Source organism: Paenibacillus sp. FSL H7-0703, from assembly GCF_038003485.1.
In the GTDB taxonomy this organism is placed as follows: domain Bacteria; phylum Bacillota; class Bacilli; order Paenibacillales; family Paenibacillaceae; genus Paenibacillus; species Paenibacillus polymyxa_B.
On the sequence record NZ_JBBOPF010000003.1, the window covers coordinates 66800 to 82735 of the forward strand.

The window sequence follows — 15936 nt, forward strand, 5'->3', positions numbered from 1 at the left end:
TTATAGGCGTACTTTCGCCGCTTCCGCCCCCAGGACCTGTTCCAGCACACGAATAAACAACTCATTTTGCGGCTGTGATCCAACCGACACCCTAATATATGTCGGATATTTATGATGACCTGCGCGAATAATCACACCTTTACGAAGCAACTCCTGGAATACCTCACCGGATGGACGACGTACATCCAGCATAATAAAATTACCATGTGCCGGGAAAGACTCCAGCCCCAGACGCTTGAGTTCATTTTGCAAATAAGCTCTGCCCTCTGCATTACGATCCCGGCATTCTTGAACAAATTCCTGATCTTCCAAGGCAGCAATGGCCGCAGCCTGTGCTACCCGTGATGTATTAAACGGTTCACGAACCTGATTTATCAAGCGAATGATTGACTCAGCTCCCATACCATAACCAATGCGCAGCGAAGCAAGCCCATAGATTTTGGAGAAGGTGCGTAGTACAACCAGGTTTTCATACGCTGGCAACAAACCAATGCCGTCGGGATACGAGCGATCTGTCACAAACTCGGCGTAGGCTTCATCCAGTACAACCATGATATGCTTTGGTACTTGGTCCAAAAACGCAATCAGCTCTGCTTCGGGTACAATCGTGCCCGTCGGGTTATTTGGATTACAGATCCAAATAATTTTTGTACGGTCATTGATGTGGGACAGCATAGCATCCAGATCATGTACACCGTCACGCAAAGGCACCTCAACTGCAACCGCTCCCTCAATTTCCACATTACTTTTGTATACGGAAAATGTCTGATCGGCCATAATGCTTTCTTCCCCGGGAAGGAGAAAAGCACGCGTAATCAACGCAATTATTTCGTCAGATCCGCAGCCATAGATAAACTGTTCTTCTTTTAAACCCGTCCGTTTAGCTAGTGCCTGTGTCAAAGCTACCGCACTTCCGTCAGGATATACACTAATGTTAGCAAACTCCTGCTGAATGGCCTGTAACACTTTGGGAGAGCTACCATACGGATTTTCGTTCGAGGCGAGCTTGATGACTTCATCGAGTCCCAGCTCACGTTTTACGTCTTCAATCGGTTTACCGGGCTGATATACTGGCAAATGTACAATATGCGGTTTAGGTTGCATACCCCTACCTCCTCTATCCAATCAGAACATATTTATTACTTTCTATTTTGACAGCCATTACTGCTTTAATTGTGCCACAAAATTATGAATTTGCAAAAGACCTTCTTGCCTGCGCGCAGAATCATTCAGCAATGGAATGGCTTCTTCCACCTGACGTACAATAGCACTGCCGACCACAACTCCATCGCAAATGTTTGAAAACCGGGCCACCTGCTCTTGAGTAGAGATCCCAAAACCGACCGCTACCGGAATATCCGTATGCCGTTTGACCTGCGCGATAAAACCCTCTATCCCTTCAAAAAAGGAAGCTCTTTCCCCGGTTACACCCAGCGAGGATACACAGTATACAAATCCTCGGGCCTGACGGACAATTCGCTCGATCCGCTGTTCAGAAGTTGGAGCCACCAGAGGAATCAGATGCACACCCACCTCTGCTGCCCGTCCTCCCAGCTCCTCCGCTTCCTCAAGCGGAAGGTCCGGAATAATCAGACCACTGATACCGTGCTCCTGCAAGCCTGCGAAGAAAGCATCCATACCCATCTGTAATACAGGGTTATAATACGTGAACAGAATAAAAGGCAGGCTTGAACCTGCCGCCCTAGCCAGAGAAGCTGTCTCCATGCACGTGCGGATGGAAATTTGCCGTTTCAGTGCACGCTCAGACGCGCGCTGAATTACAGGACCGTCAGCCAATGGGTCGGAATAGGGTACACCCAGTTCCAATATGTCAGCTCCGGCCGACTCTAACTGCCTAATGATCTCTATTGTAGTATCCACATCCGGGTCGCCTACCGTCAGAAAAGGAATTAATGCCGTTTTGCCTTCATTTTTAAGGCGACCAAACGCCTGATCAATTAAATTCATGACGGATTTCCTCCCAAATACTTGATAATGGAGTCCACATCTTTATCCCCGCGTCCAGACAAACATATGACGATAATATCATCTGCCGTCAACGTAGGTGCCAGCTTGACGACCTGTGCAACTGCATGTGCCGACTCTAATGCAGGAAGTATTCCTTCGGTACGGCAGAGAAGCTGAAGCGCATCCAGCGCTTCCTGATCGGTAATCGGAACATACTTGGCCCGCTCAATATCTTTCAGGTATGAATGCTCCGGTCCAACACCTGGATAATCCAGTCCAGCCGAGATGGAATGCGCAGGCTGCACTTGTCCGTACTCATCCTGAAGCAGATAACTCATAGAGCCTTGGAAGACCCCTTGTGTTCCCTTGGTCATCGTAGCTGCATGGAATTCCGTTTCGACACCTTTTCCAGCGGCCTCCACGCCAATCAAAGCGACACCCTGATCCTCAATAAAAGGATAAAACATGCCGATGGCATTGCTTCCGCCACCGATCGCTGCCACGATGACATCCGGAAGTCTGCCTTCCTTCTCTAGGATCTGGCGACGTGTTTCATCACCAATCACACGCTGGAAGTCCCGCACCATCATCGGATAAGGATGCGGGCCGACAGCTGAACCCAAAATATAGAACGTATCATGGACATGGCTGACCCAGTAACGCAAAGCTTCATTCCCGGCATCCTTAAGTGTACGTGTACCTGATGTCACCGGAATGACCTCTGCACCCAAAAGCTGCATCCGAAAGACGTTCAGCTGCTGGCGCACAGTATCCTCTTCGCCCATAAACACCTTGCATTCCAATCCGAGCAACGCAGCCACAGTCGCTGTCGCGACACCATGCTGTCCCGCGCCTGTTTCAGCAATGACCTTCTGTTTCCCCATACGCTTCGCCAGCAATCCCTGAGCTAATGCATTATTGATTTTGTGGGCACCGGTATGATTTAAATCTTCGCGCTTCAAGTAAATTTTAGCTCCGCCCAAATGCTGACTCAGACGCTCCGCATGATAAAGTGGCGTTTCCCGACCAGAATAGTCCTTTAGGAGCCCGTTCAACTCTGCTTTAAACTCGGGATCATCCGCGTACTTACGGTAGGATTCCTCCAATTCAATCAGTGCGTTCATCAACGTTTCCGGTACAAAACGTCCTCCAAATGTTCCAAAACGTCCGTTGTTATCAGGTAATTGTGTCATGCCTGCTTCACCCTTTCTACGAATGCTGTGATTTTTGCAATGTCCTTGACTCCGTTCGTCTCTACACCGCTGGATACATCCAGCCCATCGGGATGATACTCATGAACTAGCTTTTCCGCATTATCGGCAGTCAGCCCGCCGGCTACAAACAAAGGAATTCCATGTTGATGAGTCCAAGCCTGATAGGCAGGAATTCGATCCCACGCAAACGTTTTTCCGGAGCCGCCACCATACAGGGGATCGTATGTATCCAGCAGTAAAGCGTCAATTGTCCCGACATAGGCATCCAATTCGTCCGCCGAGCGTTCTAGCTGCCCTTGACTGTCCACAGACCATGCCTTGAATACCTGTATACCAAAACGCTCCCTGATCTCCCGGCAGCGCTGCGGACTCTCCTGTCCATGCAGCTGTATGACATCCAAGGGTGCTTTCTCCATCACATCATTTAACAGTGCATCACCAGGGTTCACAAATACACCCACGCTGCGCGGTCTGCTGCCTGAGGTCCATTCATCTAATACGCGAAGCAGCTTTCCAGCCTGTACGCCGTCAATCCGGCGCTTGCTGTCAGCAAACACAAAACCTATATAATCGACCGGTAAGTTTACCATAGATTTTAGCACTTCAACGCTTTGAAGTCCACAAATTTTTACGCCCGTTTTGTTCATGCTTTAACCCCGTCCATCAATTCGGCTACAGCCTGTCCTACATCTTCCTTGCGCATCAGATGCTCCCCCACCAAGATACCGTGTGCACCTACCGAATGCAGATAATTAACATCTTCCGGTCCCGCAATTCCGCTCTCACTGATGAACGTAACCCCTTTAGGAATTAGTGAGATCAGCTCCTCTGTCGTCTGGAGACGAGTCTCGAATGTCCGCAGATTTCGGTTATTTACGCCAATTAAGGTTGCTGTCCCCAGCTCCAGCACCGCTTTAAGCTCCTCACTGTCATGCACCTCTACCAACGCGTCCAGCCCGAGGTCCTTGGCAATCTGTAAAAAAGACCCTAATACACGGGGTTCCAGGATAGCGGCAATCAATAGCACCGCATCCGCTCCCAGCAGACGAGCTTCATATATTTGCCGTTCATCAATGATAAAATCCTTTCGCAGCAGCGGAATCTTCACCTGATCGCGAATTTGCTGTAAATATTCAGGGCTCCCCTGAAAATACGTCACATCTGTCAGTACAGAAATGCAATCCGCTCCTGCTCCCTCATATGCACGTGCAATGTCCACCGGATGGAAATCCGGTCGAATCAGCCCTTTGGATGGGGAAGCCTTCTTCACCTCAGCAATCAGTCCGAGCGGACGATTGCGTCTGCTCGCGATCGCATTTTCGAATCCTCTCGTTGCAGGTAAATCAGCAATTAATCGTTCAGCTTTACTTATTTGAAAATGCTCCTTAAGCTGCTCCACTTCTTGTCGCTTCGTCACCACAATTTTGTCAAGATACATATTGATATTCCCCCGTTGCCTGTATTAATTGATCCAGCTTGGAAAGTGCCAGTCCCGAGTCAATGGCTTCTGCCGCTCGTGCTACTCCGTCCGTCAAGGTAGCCGCTGCACCTGATACATAAATGCACGCTCCTGCATTCGCTAGCACAACATCCCGATAAGCTCCATGCTCTCCGTTTAAAATTCGTCGTATGATATCTGCGTTAACCTGTGCGTCGCCGCCCAGCACCTGATCAAGAGAATGCGTCTGCAAGCCCAGATCCGACGGATGAAGCTCGAACGTGTGAACCTTGCCGTCCTTCAGTTCGGATACTCGTGTCGCAGCTGAAATACTAATTTCATCTAGCCCATCCAGACTACTGACAACCATGGCCCGTTTGGAGCCGAGCTGGTTCAATACCTCGGCAATGACTTCCGTTTTGTTGGCGTCATAAATGCCCAACAGCTGCCGATCCGCACCAGCCGGATTCGTCAAAGGACCTAGCATATTGAATACCGTCCGCACACCCAGCTCGCGGCGCGGCGCGGCGGCATGCTTCATAGACGGATGATACAGCTGTGCGAATAAAAAGCAGATGCCGATTCGGTCCAGGCAAGACCTAGCCTGATCACTCGTCAAATGAATGTTGACTCCCAATGCCTCCAGGACATCAGCGCTCCCGGCACGGCCACTTGCAGAACGATTGCCATGCTTTGCTACCCGTACAGACACCGAAGCTGCGATGATCGCGGATATCGTGGAAATATTAAACTTGTGAATCCCTGAACCTCCGGTTCCACATGTGTCCAGCAGACGACCGCTGCCTTCTTCAGCTTGCACTGGACTAGCGTAGCTACGCATAGCCTCGGCAAAACCAGTGATTTCATCTACCGTTTCCCCTTTGAGGCGAAGAGCCGTCAGCAGCCCGCCAATTTGCGCCTGTGTAGCACTTCCACTCATAATCTGTTCCATTACGCTACGGGCCTCCGTACGCGAAAGGTGCTGTCCCTCAATGATCCGGCTTAACCCCACTTGCATCATGTCATGTCGTTCCATTGTCGTCTCCTCCTCAAAATCAGATTTTTGTGTGTTACGGAGTGTACAAATAATCCTGGTTGATGACGCTGTTATAGGGCTGTGTCGTTGCCGGGAACATCACTTCTGCCGTACGGATTGCCTTCAGCAATGCCTTCGCTTTGTTCACCGTCTCCTGATACTCGCTTTCCGGAACCGAGTCCCACACAATTCCAGCGCCTGCCTGGACATAGGCCCGGTTCTTTTTAAACACAATCGTGCGAATCGTAATGCAAGCGTCCATATTGCCTGAGAAGCCTAAATATCCAATCGCCCCTGCATAGGGTCCGCGTGCTTCCCGCTCCAACTCAGCAATAATCTCCATGGCTCGTAGTTTCGGAGCCCCCGATACGGTGCCGGCTGGCAGACAAGACAGGAAAGCATCGAAAAAATCTTTGTCCTCCCGTAGCTCACCTGACACATTGGATACAATGTGCATGACATGGGAATAGCGTTCAATCTCCATGAACGTATCGCATTTGACTGTGCCAAACTGTGATACACGGCCCAAATCATTTCTTCCCAAATCGACCAGCATCAGATGTTCTGCACGTTCTTTTTCATCGTTTAACAGTTCTTCAGCAAGTGCCGCATCTTCTGTCTCCGTTACCCCACGCGGTCTCGTTCCTGCAATAGGACGGGTTTCTACCCGGCCGTTTTCCACCTTGACGAGTGCCTCAGGCGAGGTGCCTACGATGATCTCGTCATCCATTTTCAAATAATACATATATGGCGACGGGTTCATCGTGCGCAGCACGCGGTATACCTGTAAAGGAGAGGCCTCTGTATCAATGTGAAAACGCTGGGATAGTACAACCTGAAAAATATCACCGGAGCGGATATACTCCTTCGCCTGCTCTACGTTTGATATAAACTGTTCCTTCGTCATATTGGATTGGATCTCACCTAGTTCCACATCATCAGGAATGGAAGCCGATCCTAATCGCTCAGGCGGGGTCTGCTTGCGCAGATACTGCGCCGTTTCCTCCAACCTGCGTTCCACATCAGCATAAGCAGCACGAATGTCCTCATCGCGAAACCCTTCGCCTATATGAACATTGCCGACCAGCAAAATTTGCTGCTTCACATGATCAAAAACAATGACTTGATCGCAGAACATAAAACGAATATCATCCATATTCAAATCATCTACCGAATGCTCTGGCAGCTTTTCATAGTATTGAAGCAAGTCATATCCAAAAAATCCGATAGCCCCGCCTGTAAATGGAGGCATTTCTTTCAGTTTCGGACTACGGTATTTACGAAGCAATGCTTTGAGCGCTTCAATCGGCTTGTCGTTTAATATTTGCCGTTTACCGTGTTGTTCCAATATCAAACGTCCTTTTTTACCCGAGACCATTAGAAACGGATCTGTACCGATGAATGAATGTCGCGCCCACTGTTCGCCTCCCTCTACACTCTCTAGCAGAAAGGCACGGTCCCGCTCGGCATACCGACGGAAAATCCGAATCGGCGTCTCCATATCAGCCAGCACTTTTTTGTACACAGGAATCAGGTTAAATTCATTCGCCATCGTTATCACTTGCTCCACATGCGGCGTTAACATGAGATCACTTCCTTTCCAAATTGGCGCAGAACCAAAGGAGAGAATATAAAAAAGCCTCTACCGGTAAGGTAGAGGCTGTCAGTTATTGAAATTATAAGAATGCTCCATATGTAAATGACTACAGCAAATAGATAAGTATACACTCATCCCTTTTGTCTAACCGCGCAGGTTGCCTCAAATAAGCTTCTCTGTAGAAGAATATCTCTTCATAGACAAAAGCTTACCTGCTACCGCCGGTCTCTGTAATCTCATATGGAATTGACTAAGGCTGCACTCTTCTCATCTCAACTCTGTCTCTGGCTAACTCTACTCTACTTAACTCTGCTACACACACTATATCTCATGGAATGTTACTTTGGCAACCATCAACTTTAAAAACGGGCACTTATTTCCCTTGGGAAGCCAGATCCGGTCTTAACGCCTGTGCTCCGTTCAAATATACATGTTTAATTTCCCGCTGGGATTTATCGGTGTTCACCTGTACCATCAAACGGATGCACTTGGGTAAACTGCCTGCCACAGGAATTTCTAATGCACACATGAGCGGAACCATATCCCAGCCATCAAGCTGACGAATGGCCTTGGCTGGAAAGGCAGTATCCAGGTCATGGGTCACCGTAATCCATACGTTACTAATATCCTCCGGCTGAATTTCATTGTAGGATACAATTTCCTCCAGTAGTTGGCATGTTGCTTCCAAAATTTCGTTTTCTTCATTATTCACTACGGTCGTCGCGCCACGAATTCCCCGATTGTACATCGTTACGCCCCCTCTTTTAACTGTTCAATAACTTGTCGGATGTAAGAGACGGAAATATCCTTCACAACCTCCACGTGCCCGATGCTACGTGGGACGACAAAAGTAATGCTGCCTTCTTTGAACTTTTTGTCATGCATCATCGCGTCCAGCAGCCGATCTGTATCGAGATGTGACGGAAGGGAGGTCGGTAGCCGTAGCGAAGACAACATCTCCTTCGTTTCATCTACCAAAGAAGGATCTGCCCCCAGCTTCACGCCCAAAAGTGCGGAGCCGACCATACCAATAGAAATGGCTTCCCCGTGTAAAAACTCACCGTATCCCGCAATGGCTTCAATTGCATGACCAATCGTATGACCTAGGTTTAGAATAGCGCGCAAATCATTTTCTCGTTCATCGCGCGACACCACTTCGGCTTTTACGGAACATCCCTTTTCCAGACCGTACTCCAGAGCTGTCGCATCCAGCGCAAGTAAATCAGTCGCATGGTCACGGCACCACTGGGCGAAATCAGCATCCCAGATCAAGCCATGCTTGATCATTTCAGCAAGCCCCGCAGATACCTCACGAGGAGGTAATGTTGACAACGTATCTACGTCATATAACACAAGTTCCGGTTGGTGGAAGGCTCCTATCATATTTTTCGCCAAAGGATGATTGATGCCAACCTTACCGCCCACGCTGCTGTCATGGGCAAGGATCGTAGTGGGGATCTGTACAAACTTGACACCTCTCATATAAGAAGCCGCCACAAATCCAGCCAAATCGCCCACCACACCACCACCAAGTGCAATAACGGCTGAATTGCGATCCAAGCCGCCCTCAATGGCTGCTGTTATGACCTGCTCAAATACAGCAAGCGACTTGGAGGTTTCACCTGGTTTAACGACAAAGGACACTGTCTTGTAGCCAGATGCCTGAAGATTGCTCTCCAATGTTGCCAAGTAGAATCCCGCTACATTTTCGTCAGAAACAATCAACAACGGGCTTTTTTGCGCAATTCCTCGTTCCTTCAACAACTCTCCGGCTCGATGTAACAGCCCTCGTCCGATATGAATAGGATAAGAACGTTCCCCAAGCTGTACCGTCAGCGTACTCATCTTAGTACCGCCCCAGTTGTTCTTCGTAGGATGCAATATTCGCGCGAATCTCTTCAATCGAATCCCCGCCGAATTTTTCTAGCAAAGCTTTCGCAATCTCCCAAGTTACCACATGCTCCATAACTACGCTAGCCGCGGGTACTGCACATGCATCTGAACGCTCAACCTGTGCAGTGAACGCTTCCTTTGTATCAATGTCGACGCTTTGCAGAGGCTTGTAGAGTGTAGGGATCGGCTTCATTACGCCACGAACCACAACTGGCATTCCATTCGTCATGCCACCCTCAAAACCACCCAAACGATTGGTACGACGGTGATATCCACGTTCCTCATCATATAGGATCTCGTCATGCACCTGTGAACCGCGCAATTCACCTGCTTCAAAGCCAATGCCGATTTCCACGCCTTTAAATGCATTAATCGACATGACGCCTTGTGCGATACGTGCATCCAGTTTCCGATCATACTGTACATGACTGCCCAGACCAATCGGAACACCTTCTACAATACATTCCACTACCCCACCGACTGAATCACCTTCTTGCTTGATCAGATCAATGTATGCTTCCATTTTCTTTTCGGTTTCTGGATCGGTTACTCTCACCGAGGAGGCTTCTGTCACGGCAATCAGCTCATCAATCGGCAAATCACGGTAAGGAGCTTCGATTTCCCCAATACGGATGACCTGACCTGCCACCTTGATTCCGAACTCAGCCAGCAATTGACGGGCCAAACCGCCGCATGCCACACGAATTGCTGTTTCGCGTGCACTGGAGCGCTCCAGCACGTTACGAAGATCCTTCAGGTTGTATTTCATTCCGCCATTCAAATCCGCATGACCCGGACGTGGTCGGTGAACCCGACGTTTTTCTTCATCACTGCCTTCAATAGGCTCAATATTCATAATGTTCTGCCAGTGCTTCCAATCGTTATTTTCTACAACCAGCGCAATCGGTGCACCCGTGGTGTAGCCGTGACGTACGCCTCCGGCAATTTTCGCCGTATCTTTTTCAATCTGCATACGCCGACCCCGTCCATATCCTTTCTGACGACGGTGCAGCTGAAAATTCAATTCCTCAAAATCCAATTTTAAATTGCTCGGCATACCCTCTACAATGGCAGTTAGCTGGGGACCATGCGTTTCCCCCGCGGTTAAATAACGTAAACTCATGACGCGTTCCCCCTTTAAACTGTTAAACTGTGCATCGCTAAAATCTTTAACTGTGCTTCATTATAGTATACGCACCTTTCTTTGACAAGAAAAGCCACGTGTATGCAGATAAACAAAAACACGCCTCTTAGCCAAAGGGGCTAAAGGACGTGCTTTGCTGATAAGCCAACCATCAATTACTCAAAGATATAAATAAGTTCCTACAAAACTTTGGATGATATACGCAGGCTTATGCTTTTTTGCGATAAAAAAAGGTTTCCGTCGATTCCAGACCATATTGGTTAGGAGAAAAGATTTGCTCTGTGCTACCGACAAATAACACACCGCCGGGACGAAGACTGGCTGCAAACTTTTGATACAACGTATGTTTGGCCTCTTCTGTAAAATAAATCATTACATTTCGACAGATGATGAGATCATAGCCATCCTCAAACCGATCCAGCAGCAAGTTTTGCTTTTGAAATTTCACGGCTTGTTTTAAACGGTCATCAATTCGATACATCGCACCATCCGGCTTGAAATATTTTCTAGCTACCTGCTCAGGTACATCCTTGAGCGAACGCTCCAAATATTTACCTTCCTTGGCTTTTGCCAATGCACCATCATCAATGTCGGAAGCTGTAATGGAGCAATTTCCTAAAATCCCTTTACCGTCGAGAACCATAGCCAAGCTATAAGGCTCTTCACCAGTCGAGCAGGCCGCACTCCACAGCTTAAGCTTCTGCTTTCCCACAAGCAGTTGTGGCAAGATTGTATCCCGCAGCACTTCCCACCGATTGGGATTTCGCCAAAATTCCGAAACATTGATCGTCATCCGATCCAGAAATTCATAGAATAGAGGTTTTTCCTTCATCATGGCATCATAAAAAGAAACAAAACTGGGAAACCCGTTTTTGTTGCGAAGCGTAGTTAACCGCCTTTTCATCTGTGCTTCTTTGTATTGTGCAAGATCAATACCTGTGCTGTCCTTGATTTTGCGGATAAACGCTGTGTAATCGGGGTCCGTCTGACCCAGTTCCATATCCGTCATGCTACCATCCTTCTTCATACGTAATTAAACTTATACCCAGGTCGCCACACTTTTTTCATACCGAACGGATTCTTCCGGCAGGAAAAAATTTGCAATCTCGCGCTCTGCGCTCTCCGGTGAATCTGAACCATGAATGAGGTTAAACGGTGTATGTGCTGCAAAGTCTCCACGAATTGTGCCCGGAAGAGCTTCGGTTACTTGTGTTTTACCAATCAACAAGCGGGAGAGCGTAACGATGTTATCCCCTTCCCATACCATAGCAAACACAGGGCCTGATGTTATAAAGCCTACAAGTTCTTCAAAAAAAGGCTTGCCCACATGCTCTGCATAATGCCGTTCTGCCTGTTCTCTTGATACTTGCACAAGCTTGCCAGCCGCCATTTTGAAGCCTTTGTCTTCCAGACGACTGATGATACGTCCAATCAGTCCACGTTGTACACCATCCGGTTTAACCATCAAAAAAGTACGATCCATCGGCTCACTCCCAATCCAATCTAATGTATTTATACAGTACTAAACTGTATTGTAACAGAAAGCTTGGAAACGGTTAAAGCATTTTGTCACAGCAAACCCAAAACACAACTTTAGTAGGAGCGGCGTGTTACAAAATGAGCAATATCGCGTAGCGTCTTTTTTGTTTTGACATCCGGTAGTAAGTCCAGCGCGTTTAGCGCTTTATTAATATATCGGTCGGCGAGAATTTCAGCTTTAGCGATTCCTTCACTTTTTTTGATCATATCCACCGCTTTGCGTGCATCTCCTTGCCCATCCCCATCCTGAATGCGGCGGATTTCAGCCAGTAGATCTGCACGCAGCTCAGGCTGTTCGAGCGCATAAATCACTGGAAGCGTAATATTCCCCTGTCTCATATCGCTGCCCGGCGGCTTGCCAATCTTTTTTTCCGTGCCACACAGATCGAGCAGATCATCCTGAATTTGAAAAGCCATACCTACGTTATAGCCATAGCTGTACAGCAGGGAATTGATACCTTCCCGTGCCCCTGCAGCCATAGCTCCCAACTGGCAGCTAACCGCAATCAACAATGCTGTTTTGCGACGTATGCGAAGCAAATAATTACGCACACTCTGATCCACATTAAAAAAATCACGAATCTGTTCCATTTCACCAATGGACATCTGCACCAGCGCTTTAGACAGAACCCGGTGAATGTCGGGATTCGGCAGTCCAGCAGCAATAGACAGCGCACGTGCATATATGTAGTCTCCGGTGTACATAGCCACCCGATTGTCCCATTTGGACTTCACCGTGGGTTGACCGCGTCTCATTTCCGCATCGTCAATCACATCGTCGTGAACGAGAGAGGCAGAATGAATCAGTTCTAGAGGTACCGCTATACGCTTGAGCTTGTCCAGATCATATTCTCCAAACTTGCCTCCCAGCAATACAAATACGGGACGCAAACGCTTGCCCCCTGCTTTAAGCAGATGAAGCGACGTATCATTAATCAACGGCTCCGTACTGTCGATACTGCGGTACAACTCTTCTTCTATAAAGTTCATATCCTTCTTTAATAAACCAAACAAATCCAATCGTTTCATTCTTTCACCCGTGTCAGCGTATTGTCACTCCAGAGAAGCGGCTTCACTCGTCGGTCAAGCAGCCCCAGTTCATGCGCATACTGAAAATAAAGCTCTAAACCTTGTTGTTGCTTCTCTCCAAAATCATAACACAGATTAGTAAAGTAGCGCTCCCAATAATCTCGCAGACCTCCAATTTCCTCGCATGCTTCAGAAATAACAGGCGTCAGGTCCGACAGACTACGCTGCTTGCTTGCGCGGAACGCACTCGCAATTTCAGCCACCGCGGCAGGATTCTGAGCAGCAACAGCACGTCGTACTGCCCATACAGCAAAAGTCATACTGTAGCCCGTCCAGCGCTTCCACTCTTCTCCGAGGTCCGTAACATACAGATCTTCACTTCGCCAAGATGCCTTAATCGCGTGATCTCCAATCAATAGCCCTGCATCTGCCTGTTCCAGCATCAAGTCAAGATCCGGTTCACAGTCAAAATAGGAAGGATGGCCTTCCCATGCCTTTTGCATCAAAATTTTCAACAAATTCACGGATGTAGCAGACGTATTCGTAAGTGCAATGGTTCCGTTTTTGATTTCGTCCAGCGGCTTGCGTGAAAATAGTAAAATGGATTGCACAGGACCATCTGCACTGACGGATAAATCTGGCAACAATAGCATTTCCTCAGCACCCGATGCATACGCAAAGGAGGACATCGCACTGATATCCAAACTCCCAGTCAGCATACCTCGATTCAATTCAGCCGGAACTTTAGAAACCATCTCCGCCGAATGGAGAAGCTTAGAAGGATTAAAAAAATGAAAAATAGGCCAAGCGTTTGTATATTTAATTTTTCCGATTGTGATTGTCTTGGTGTCCGGTGTCGGCATCGGAATCCCCCCATCTCGTAAACAGTTGATGTTCTATACGCAAGCTGTCCAATACTTTGCCTACGAGGAACAGCACAATATCATCCAGCGTCTTGGGATGAAAGTAAAAAGCCGGCATAGCCGGAATCATTTTGACGCCGAGTCTCGCAAGCTTAAGCATGTTTTCCAAATGAATGGCATGTAGAGGCGTCTCACGAGGCACAAGGATCAGCGGCCGACCTTCCTTCATCATCACGTCCGCTGCCCTCGCCATGAGATTATCGGACGAACCGTGTGCTACTGCTGACAACGTCCCCATCGAGCATGGCATGATAATCATCGCATCCACCAAATAAGAGCCGCTCGCAATCGAAGCTCCAATATCTGTGAACGGATGGTATACAAGAGAACCGGGACGGCCTCCGAATTGTTCATTCAAAGCCCCTTCCCGGTCAGTCACATTCCAGCCCAACTCCTCTTTCAACACCCGCCAGCCAGCATTGGAAACGATCAGGTGAACTGTGTATTGCAAGTCCAGCAGAGTCTCTACCAGTCGCACACCATAAATGCTTCCGCTCGCGCCTGTAATGCCAATAACGATTCGTTTGCCTTGATGTCCGCTCACCTGATTATTCATTAGTACTGACGCACCACCAAATCAATCAGTGTAAAGGCAAATACGACAGTGCTAAGTACACCGTTCATAGTAAAGAATGCCGTCTGCAATCGACTCAAATCTTTTGGAGATACGATATAGTGTTCATAAAATAAAATAATGTACGAAATAATCATGCCCGCCAGATACCACCAGCTTAAATCTGCAATAAAGAACAATACAATAAATCCGATTGCCGTAATGACGTGGAATGCCCGAGCGATGTTCAACGCACCTGCTACACCAAAACGGGCAGGAATAGAATAAACTCCTTCGTTTTGGTCAAAATCTATATCCTGACAAGCATAAATTACATCAAATCCCGCCGTCCAAAATGCAATCGTGAGATATAGTACGATAGCGGTCAAATCTATTTGTCCCGTTACTGCAACCCACGCGCCGAGTGGCGCCAAACCAATGGTCAGACCAAGTACAATATGGCAAAGCCAAGTGAAACGCTTGGTGTAAGAATAAAAAACGAGCATAAAAAAGGCCAGCGGGAACAGCTTGAACGCCAGCGGACTTAACTTGAATGATGCCCAGAATAACAACACCAAACTGACGATAATGAAAATCACCACTTCGCTCGATTTGAGCAACCCCGCCGGGATAGCGCGTCCTGCTGTGCGCGGATTTTTTCCGTCAATCACCCGGTCAATCATACGATTGAAGCCAAAAGCCGCGCTACGTGCGCCAACCATAGCTAGCAGGATCCAGCCGATCTGCGGCCAGGAGGGAAGGTTGCCTGTCACGATAACAGACCCCAATACAGCCCCCATGAATGCAAATGGGAGCGCAAATAACGTATGTTCAATTTTAATCATTTCCAAAAAAATAGCAATTTTCTTAAACATGCTGACTCTCCTTGATTCCAATGTGCAATGCCGCAATGCCTCCGGTGAGAGAATGAGCCTGGACATCCTTCAATCCGACTTCACGGAAGATGCCAGCCAACTCATCCCTTCCTGGAAAAAGCGCCAACGAATCAGGGAGCCATTTATACTGCTCATAACGTTTGGCGAACAATTTGCCGAGCATGGGCAAGATGTGTTGAAAATATGTGTAGTAAATCCCCTTGAACGGCTGCCAAGTAGGTTTGGACAATTCCAGACATACGACCTGCCCGCCAGGTTTGACGACTCGTTGCATCTCCTGTAACACTTGGCGCAGGTCAGGCACGTTGCGCAGACCGAAACCAATCGTCGCATAATCAAATGAATTATCTTCAAAAGGTAGTTCCATCGCGTTGCCCTGAACAAGCTTAATTTGCTTTTCACGGGATTCTGATGTAATCTTACGCTCGCCAACATTGAGCATGTTCTGACTAAAATCCAGTCCTACGATGTGACCACTTTCACTTGCACGCGCCATCGCAAGCGTCCAGTCACATGTGCCACAGCAAAGATCGATTGCCGTATCGCCGCGATGCATGTTCATTTTTTTCATCGTAAATTTCCGCCAAGCCTTATGTCTGCGAAAGCTCAGTATATCGTTCATCAAATCGTATTTACCTGCTATGCTTTCAAACACACCATGAACGAATTGCTCTTTCGGCTTGGTGTCGCTTGATCCCATCACGTT

General features: G+C 48.0%; 17 protein-coding genes. All 17 read right to left on the reverse strand.

Going from position 1 to position 15936, the window contains the following annotated elements; all coding sequences use genetic code 11:
• The gene (hisC, locus tag MHB46_RS25665; protein WP_341163916.1) at positions 1-1104 is read right to left on the reverse strand and encodes a histidinol-phosphate transaminase; all 1104 of its coding nucleotides are present in this window, start codon (positions 1102-1104) and stop codon (positions 1-3) included.
• Between the two features lie 57 nt (positions 1105-1161).
• Entirely contained in the window at positions 1162-1968 is an 807-nt protein-coding gene (gene trpA / locus MHB46_RS25670; RefSeq protein ID WP_023989161.1) for a tryptophan synthase subunit alpha, read from the reverse strand.
• Positions 1965-3161 carry a tryptophan synthase subunit beta gene (gene trpB / locus MHB46_RS25675; protein ID WP_013310713.1) on the reverse strand — a complete coding sequence of 399 codons (1197 nt, stop codon included), beginning with the start codon at positions 3159-3161 and terminating at the stop codon, positions 1965-1967. The genes trpA and trpB overlap by 4 nt, the downstream gene beginning before the upstream one ends.
• Entirely contained in the window at positions 3158-3829 is a 672-nt protein-coding gene (locus MHB46_RS25680; protein WP_341163917.1) for a phosphoribosylanthranilate isomerase, read from the reverse strand. Before MHB46_RS25680 ends, trpB begins: the two co-directional genes overlap by 4 nt.
• Positions 3826-4620 carry an indole-3-glycerol phosphate synthase TrpC gene (gene trpC, locus MHB46_RS25685; RefSeq protein WP_069289827.1) on the reverse strand — a complete coding sequence of 265 codons (795 nt, stop codon included), beginning with the start codon at positions 4618-4620 and terminating at the stop codon, positions 3826-3828. The genes MHB46_RS25680 and trpC overlap by 4 nt, the downstream gene beginning before the upstream one ends.
• Positions 4610-5656, reverse strand: a complete 1047-nt coding sequence (gene trpD, locus MHB46_RS25690) for an anthranilate phosphoribosyltransferase (protein ID WP_025723078.1) — start codon at positions 5654-5656, stop codon at positions 4610-4612. The genes trpC and trpD overlap by 11 nt, the downstream gene beginning before the upstream one ends.
• A gap of 34 nt (positions 5657-5690) precedes the next feature.
• Positions 5691-7241, reverse strand: a complete 1551-nt coding sequence (trpE, locus tag MHB46_RS25695; RefSeq protein ID WP_341163918.1) for an anthranilate synthase component I — start codon at positions 7239-7241, stop codon at positions 5691-5693.
• 385 nt (positions 7242-7626) lie between these two features.
• Positions 7627-8001, reverse strand: coding sequence for a chorismate mutase (aroH, locus tag MHB46_RS25700; RefSeq protein ID WP_013310718.1), 375 nt, complete (start codon positions 7999-8001; stop codon positions 7627-7629).
• Between the two features lie 2 nt (positions 8002-8003).
• On the reverse strand, positions 8004-9098 hold the full coding sequence (gene aroB, locus MHB46_RS25705) for a 3-dehydroquinate synthase (protein ID WP_322159782.1): 1095 nt from the start codon (positions 9096-9098) through the stop codon (positions 8004-8006).
• 1 nt (position 9099) lies between these two features.
• Positions 9100-10269: a chorismate synthase gene (gene aroC, locus MHB46_RS25710; protein WP_341163919.1), complete on the reverse strand. Its 1170-nt coding sequence runs from the start codon at positions 10267-10269 to the stop codon at positions 9100-9102.
• 229 nt (positions 10270-10498) lie between these two features.
• The gene (locus tag MHB46_RS25715; protein ID WP_341163920.1) at positions 10499-11299 is read right to left on the reverse strand and encodes a CheR family methyltransferase; all 801 of its coding nucleotides are present in this window, start codon (positions 11297-11299) and stop codon (positions 10499-10501) included.
• 30 nt (positions 11300-11329) lie between these two features.
• The gene (ndk, locus tag MHB46_RS25720) at positions 11330-11773 is read right to left on the reverse strand and encodes a nucleoside-diphosphate kinase (RefSeq protein WP_061829211.1); all 444 of its coding nucleotides are present in this window, start codon (positions 11771-11773) and stop codon (positions 11330-11332) included.
• Between the two features lie 110 nt (positions 11774-11883).
• Positions 11884-12858, reverse strand: coding sequence for a polyprenyl synthetase family protein (locus MHB46_RS25725; protein WP_254325409.1), 975 nt, complete (start codon positions 12856-12858; stop codon positions 11884-11886).
• A complete protein-coding gene (locus MHB46_RS25730; protein ID WP_165177225.1) occupies positions 12855-13721 on the reverse strand; it encodes a menaquinone biosynthetic enzyme MqnA/MqnD family protein in 867 nt (288 codons plus the stop codon). Before MHB46_RS25730 ends, MHB46_RS25725 begins: the two co-directional genes overlap by 4 nt.
• A complete protein-coding gene (locus MHB46_RS25735) occupies positions 13678-14337 on the reverse strand; it encodes a UbiX family flavin prenyltransferase (RefSeq protein ID WP_061829214.1) in 660 nt (219 codons plus the stop codon). Before MHB46_RS25735 ends, MHB46_RS25730 begins: the two co-directional genes overlap by 44 nt.
• Positions 14337-15209 (reverse strand): UbiA-like polyprenyltransferase, encoded by an 873-nt coding sequence (locus MHB46_RS25740; RefSeq protein WP_028540635.1) that lies wholly within the window; start codon positions 15207-15209, stop codon positions 14337-14339. Before MHB46_RS25740 ends, MHB46_RS25735 begins: the two co-directional genes overlap by 1 nt.
• A complete protein-coding gene (locus MHB46_RS25745; RefSeq protein WP_061829257.1) occupies positions 15202-15930 on the reverse strand; it encodes a demethylmenaquinone methyltransferase in 729 nt (242 codons plus the stop codon). The genes MHB46_RS25740 and MHB46_RS25745 overlap by 8 nt, the downstream gene beginning before the upstream one ends.
• Positions 15931-15936: the final 6 nt, after the last annotated feature.

Coding starts and splice junctions, on each gene's coding strand:
- hisC (WP_341163916.1), bottom strand. CDS start 1,104: ATGCAACCTAAACCGCATATTGTACATTTGCCAGTATATCAGCCCGGT.
- trpA (WP_023989161.1), bottom strand. CDS start 1,968: ATGAATTTAATTGATCAGGCGTTTGGTCGCCTTAAAAATGAAGGCAAA.
- trpB (WP_013310713.1), bottom strand. CDS start 3,161: ATGACACAATTACCTGATAACAACGGACGTTTTGGAACATTTGGAGGA.
- MHB46_RS25680 (WP_341163917.1), bottom strand. CDS start 3,829: ATGAACAAAACGGGCGTAAAAATTTGTGGACTTCAAAGCGTTGAAGTG.
- trpC (WP_069289827.1), bottom strand. CDS start 4,620: ATGTATCTTGACAAAATTGTGGTGACGAAGCGACAAGAAGTGGAGCAG.
- trpD (WP_025723078.1), bottom strand. CDS start 5,656: ATGGAACGACATGACATGATGCAAGTGGGGTTAAGCCGGATCATTGAG.
- trpE (WP_341163918.1), bottom strand. CDS start 7,241: ATGTTAACGCCGCATGTGGAGCAAGTGATAACGATGGCGAATGAATTT.
- aroH (WP_013310718.1), bottom strand. CDS start 8,001: ATGTACAATCGGGGAATTCGTGGCGCGACGACCGTAGTGAATAATGAA.
- aroB (WP_322159782.1), bottom strand. CDS start 9,098: ATGAGTACGCTGACGGTACAGCTTGGGGAACGTTCTTATCCTATTCAT.
- aroC (WP_341163919.1), bottom strand. CDS start 10,269: ATGAGTTTACGTTATTTAACCGCGGGGGAAACGCATGGTCCCCAGCTA.
- MHB46_RS25715 (WP_341163920.1), bottom strand. CDS start 11,299: ATGACGGATATGGAACTGGGTCAGACGGACCCCGATTACACAGCGTTT.
- ndk (WP_061829211.1), bottom strand. CDS start 11,773: ATGGATCGTACTTTTTTGATGGTTAAACCGGATGGTGTACAACGTGGA.
- MHB46_RS25725 (WP_254325409.1), bottom strand. CDS start 12,858: ATGAAACGATTGGATTTGTTTGGTTTATTAAAGAAGGATATGAACTTT.
- MHB46_RS25730 (WP_165177225.1), bottom strand. CDS start 13,721: ATGCCGACACCGGACACCAAGACAATCACAATCGGAAAAATTAAATAT.
- MHB46_RS25735 (WP_061829214.1), bottom strand. CDS start 14,337: ATGAATAATCAGGTGAGCGGACATCAAGGCAAACGAATCGTTATTGGC.
- MHB46_RS25740 (WP_028540635.1), bottom strand. CDS start 15,209: ATGTTTAAGAAAATTGCTATTTTTTTGGAAATGATTAAAATTGAACAT.
- MHB46_RS25745 (WP_061829257.1), bottom strand. CDS start 15,930: ATGGGATCAAGCGACACCAAGCCGAAAGAGCAATTCGTTCATGGTGTG.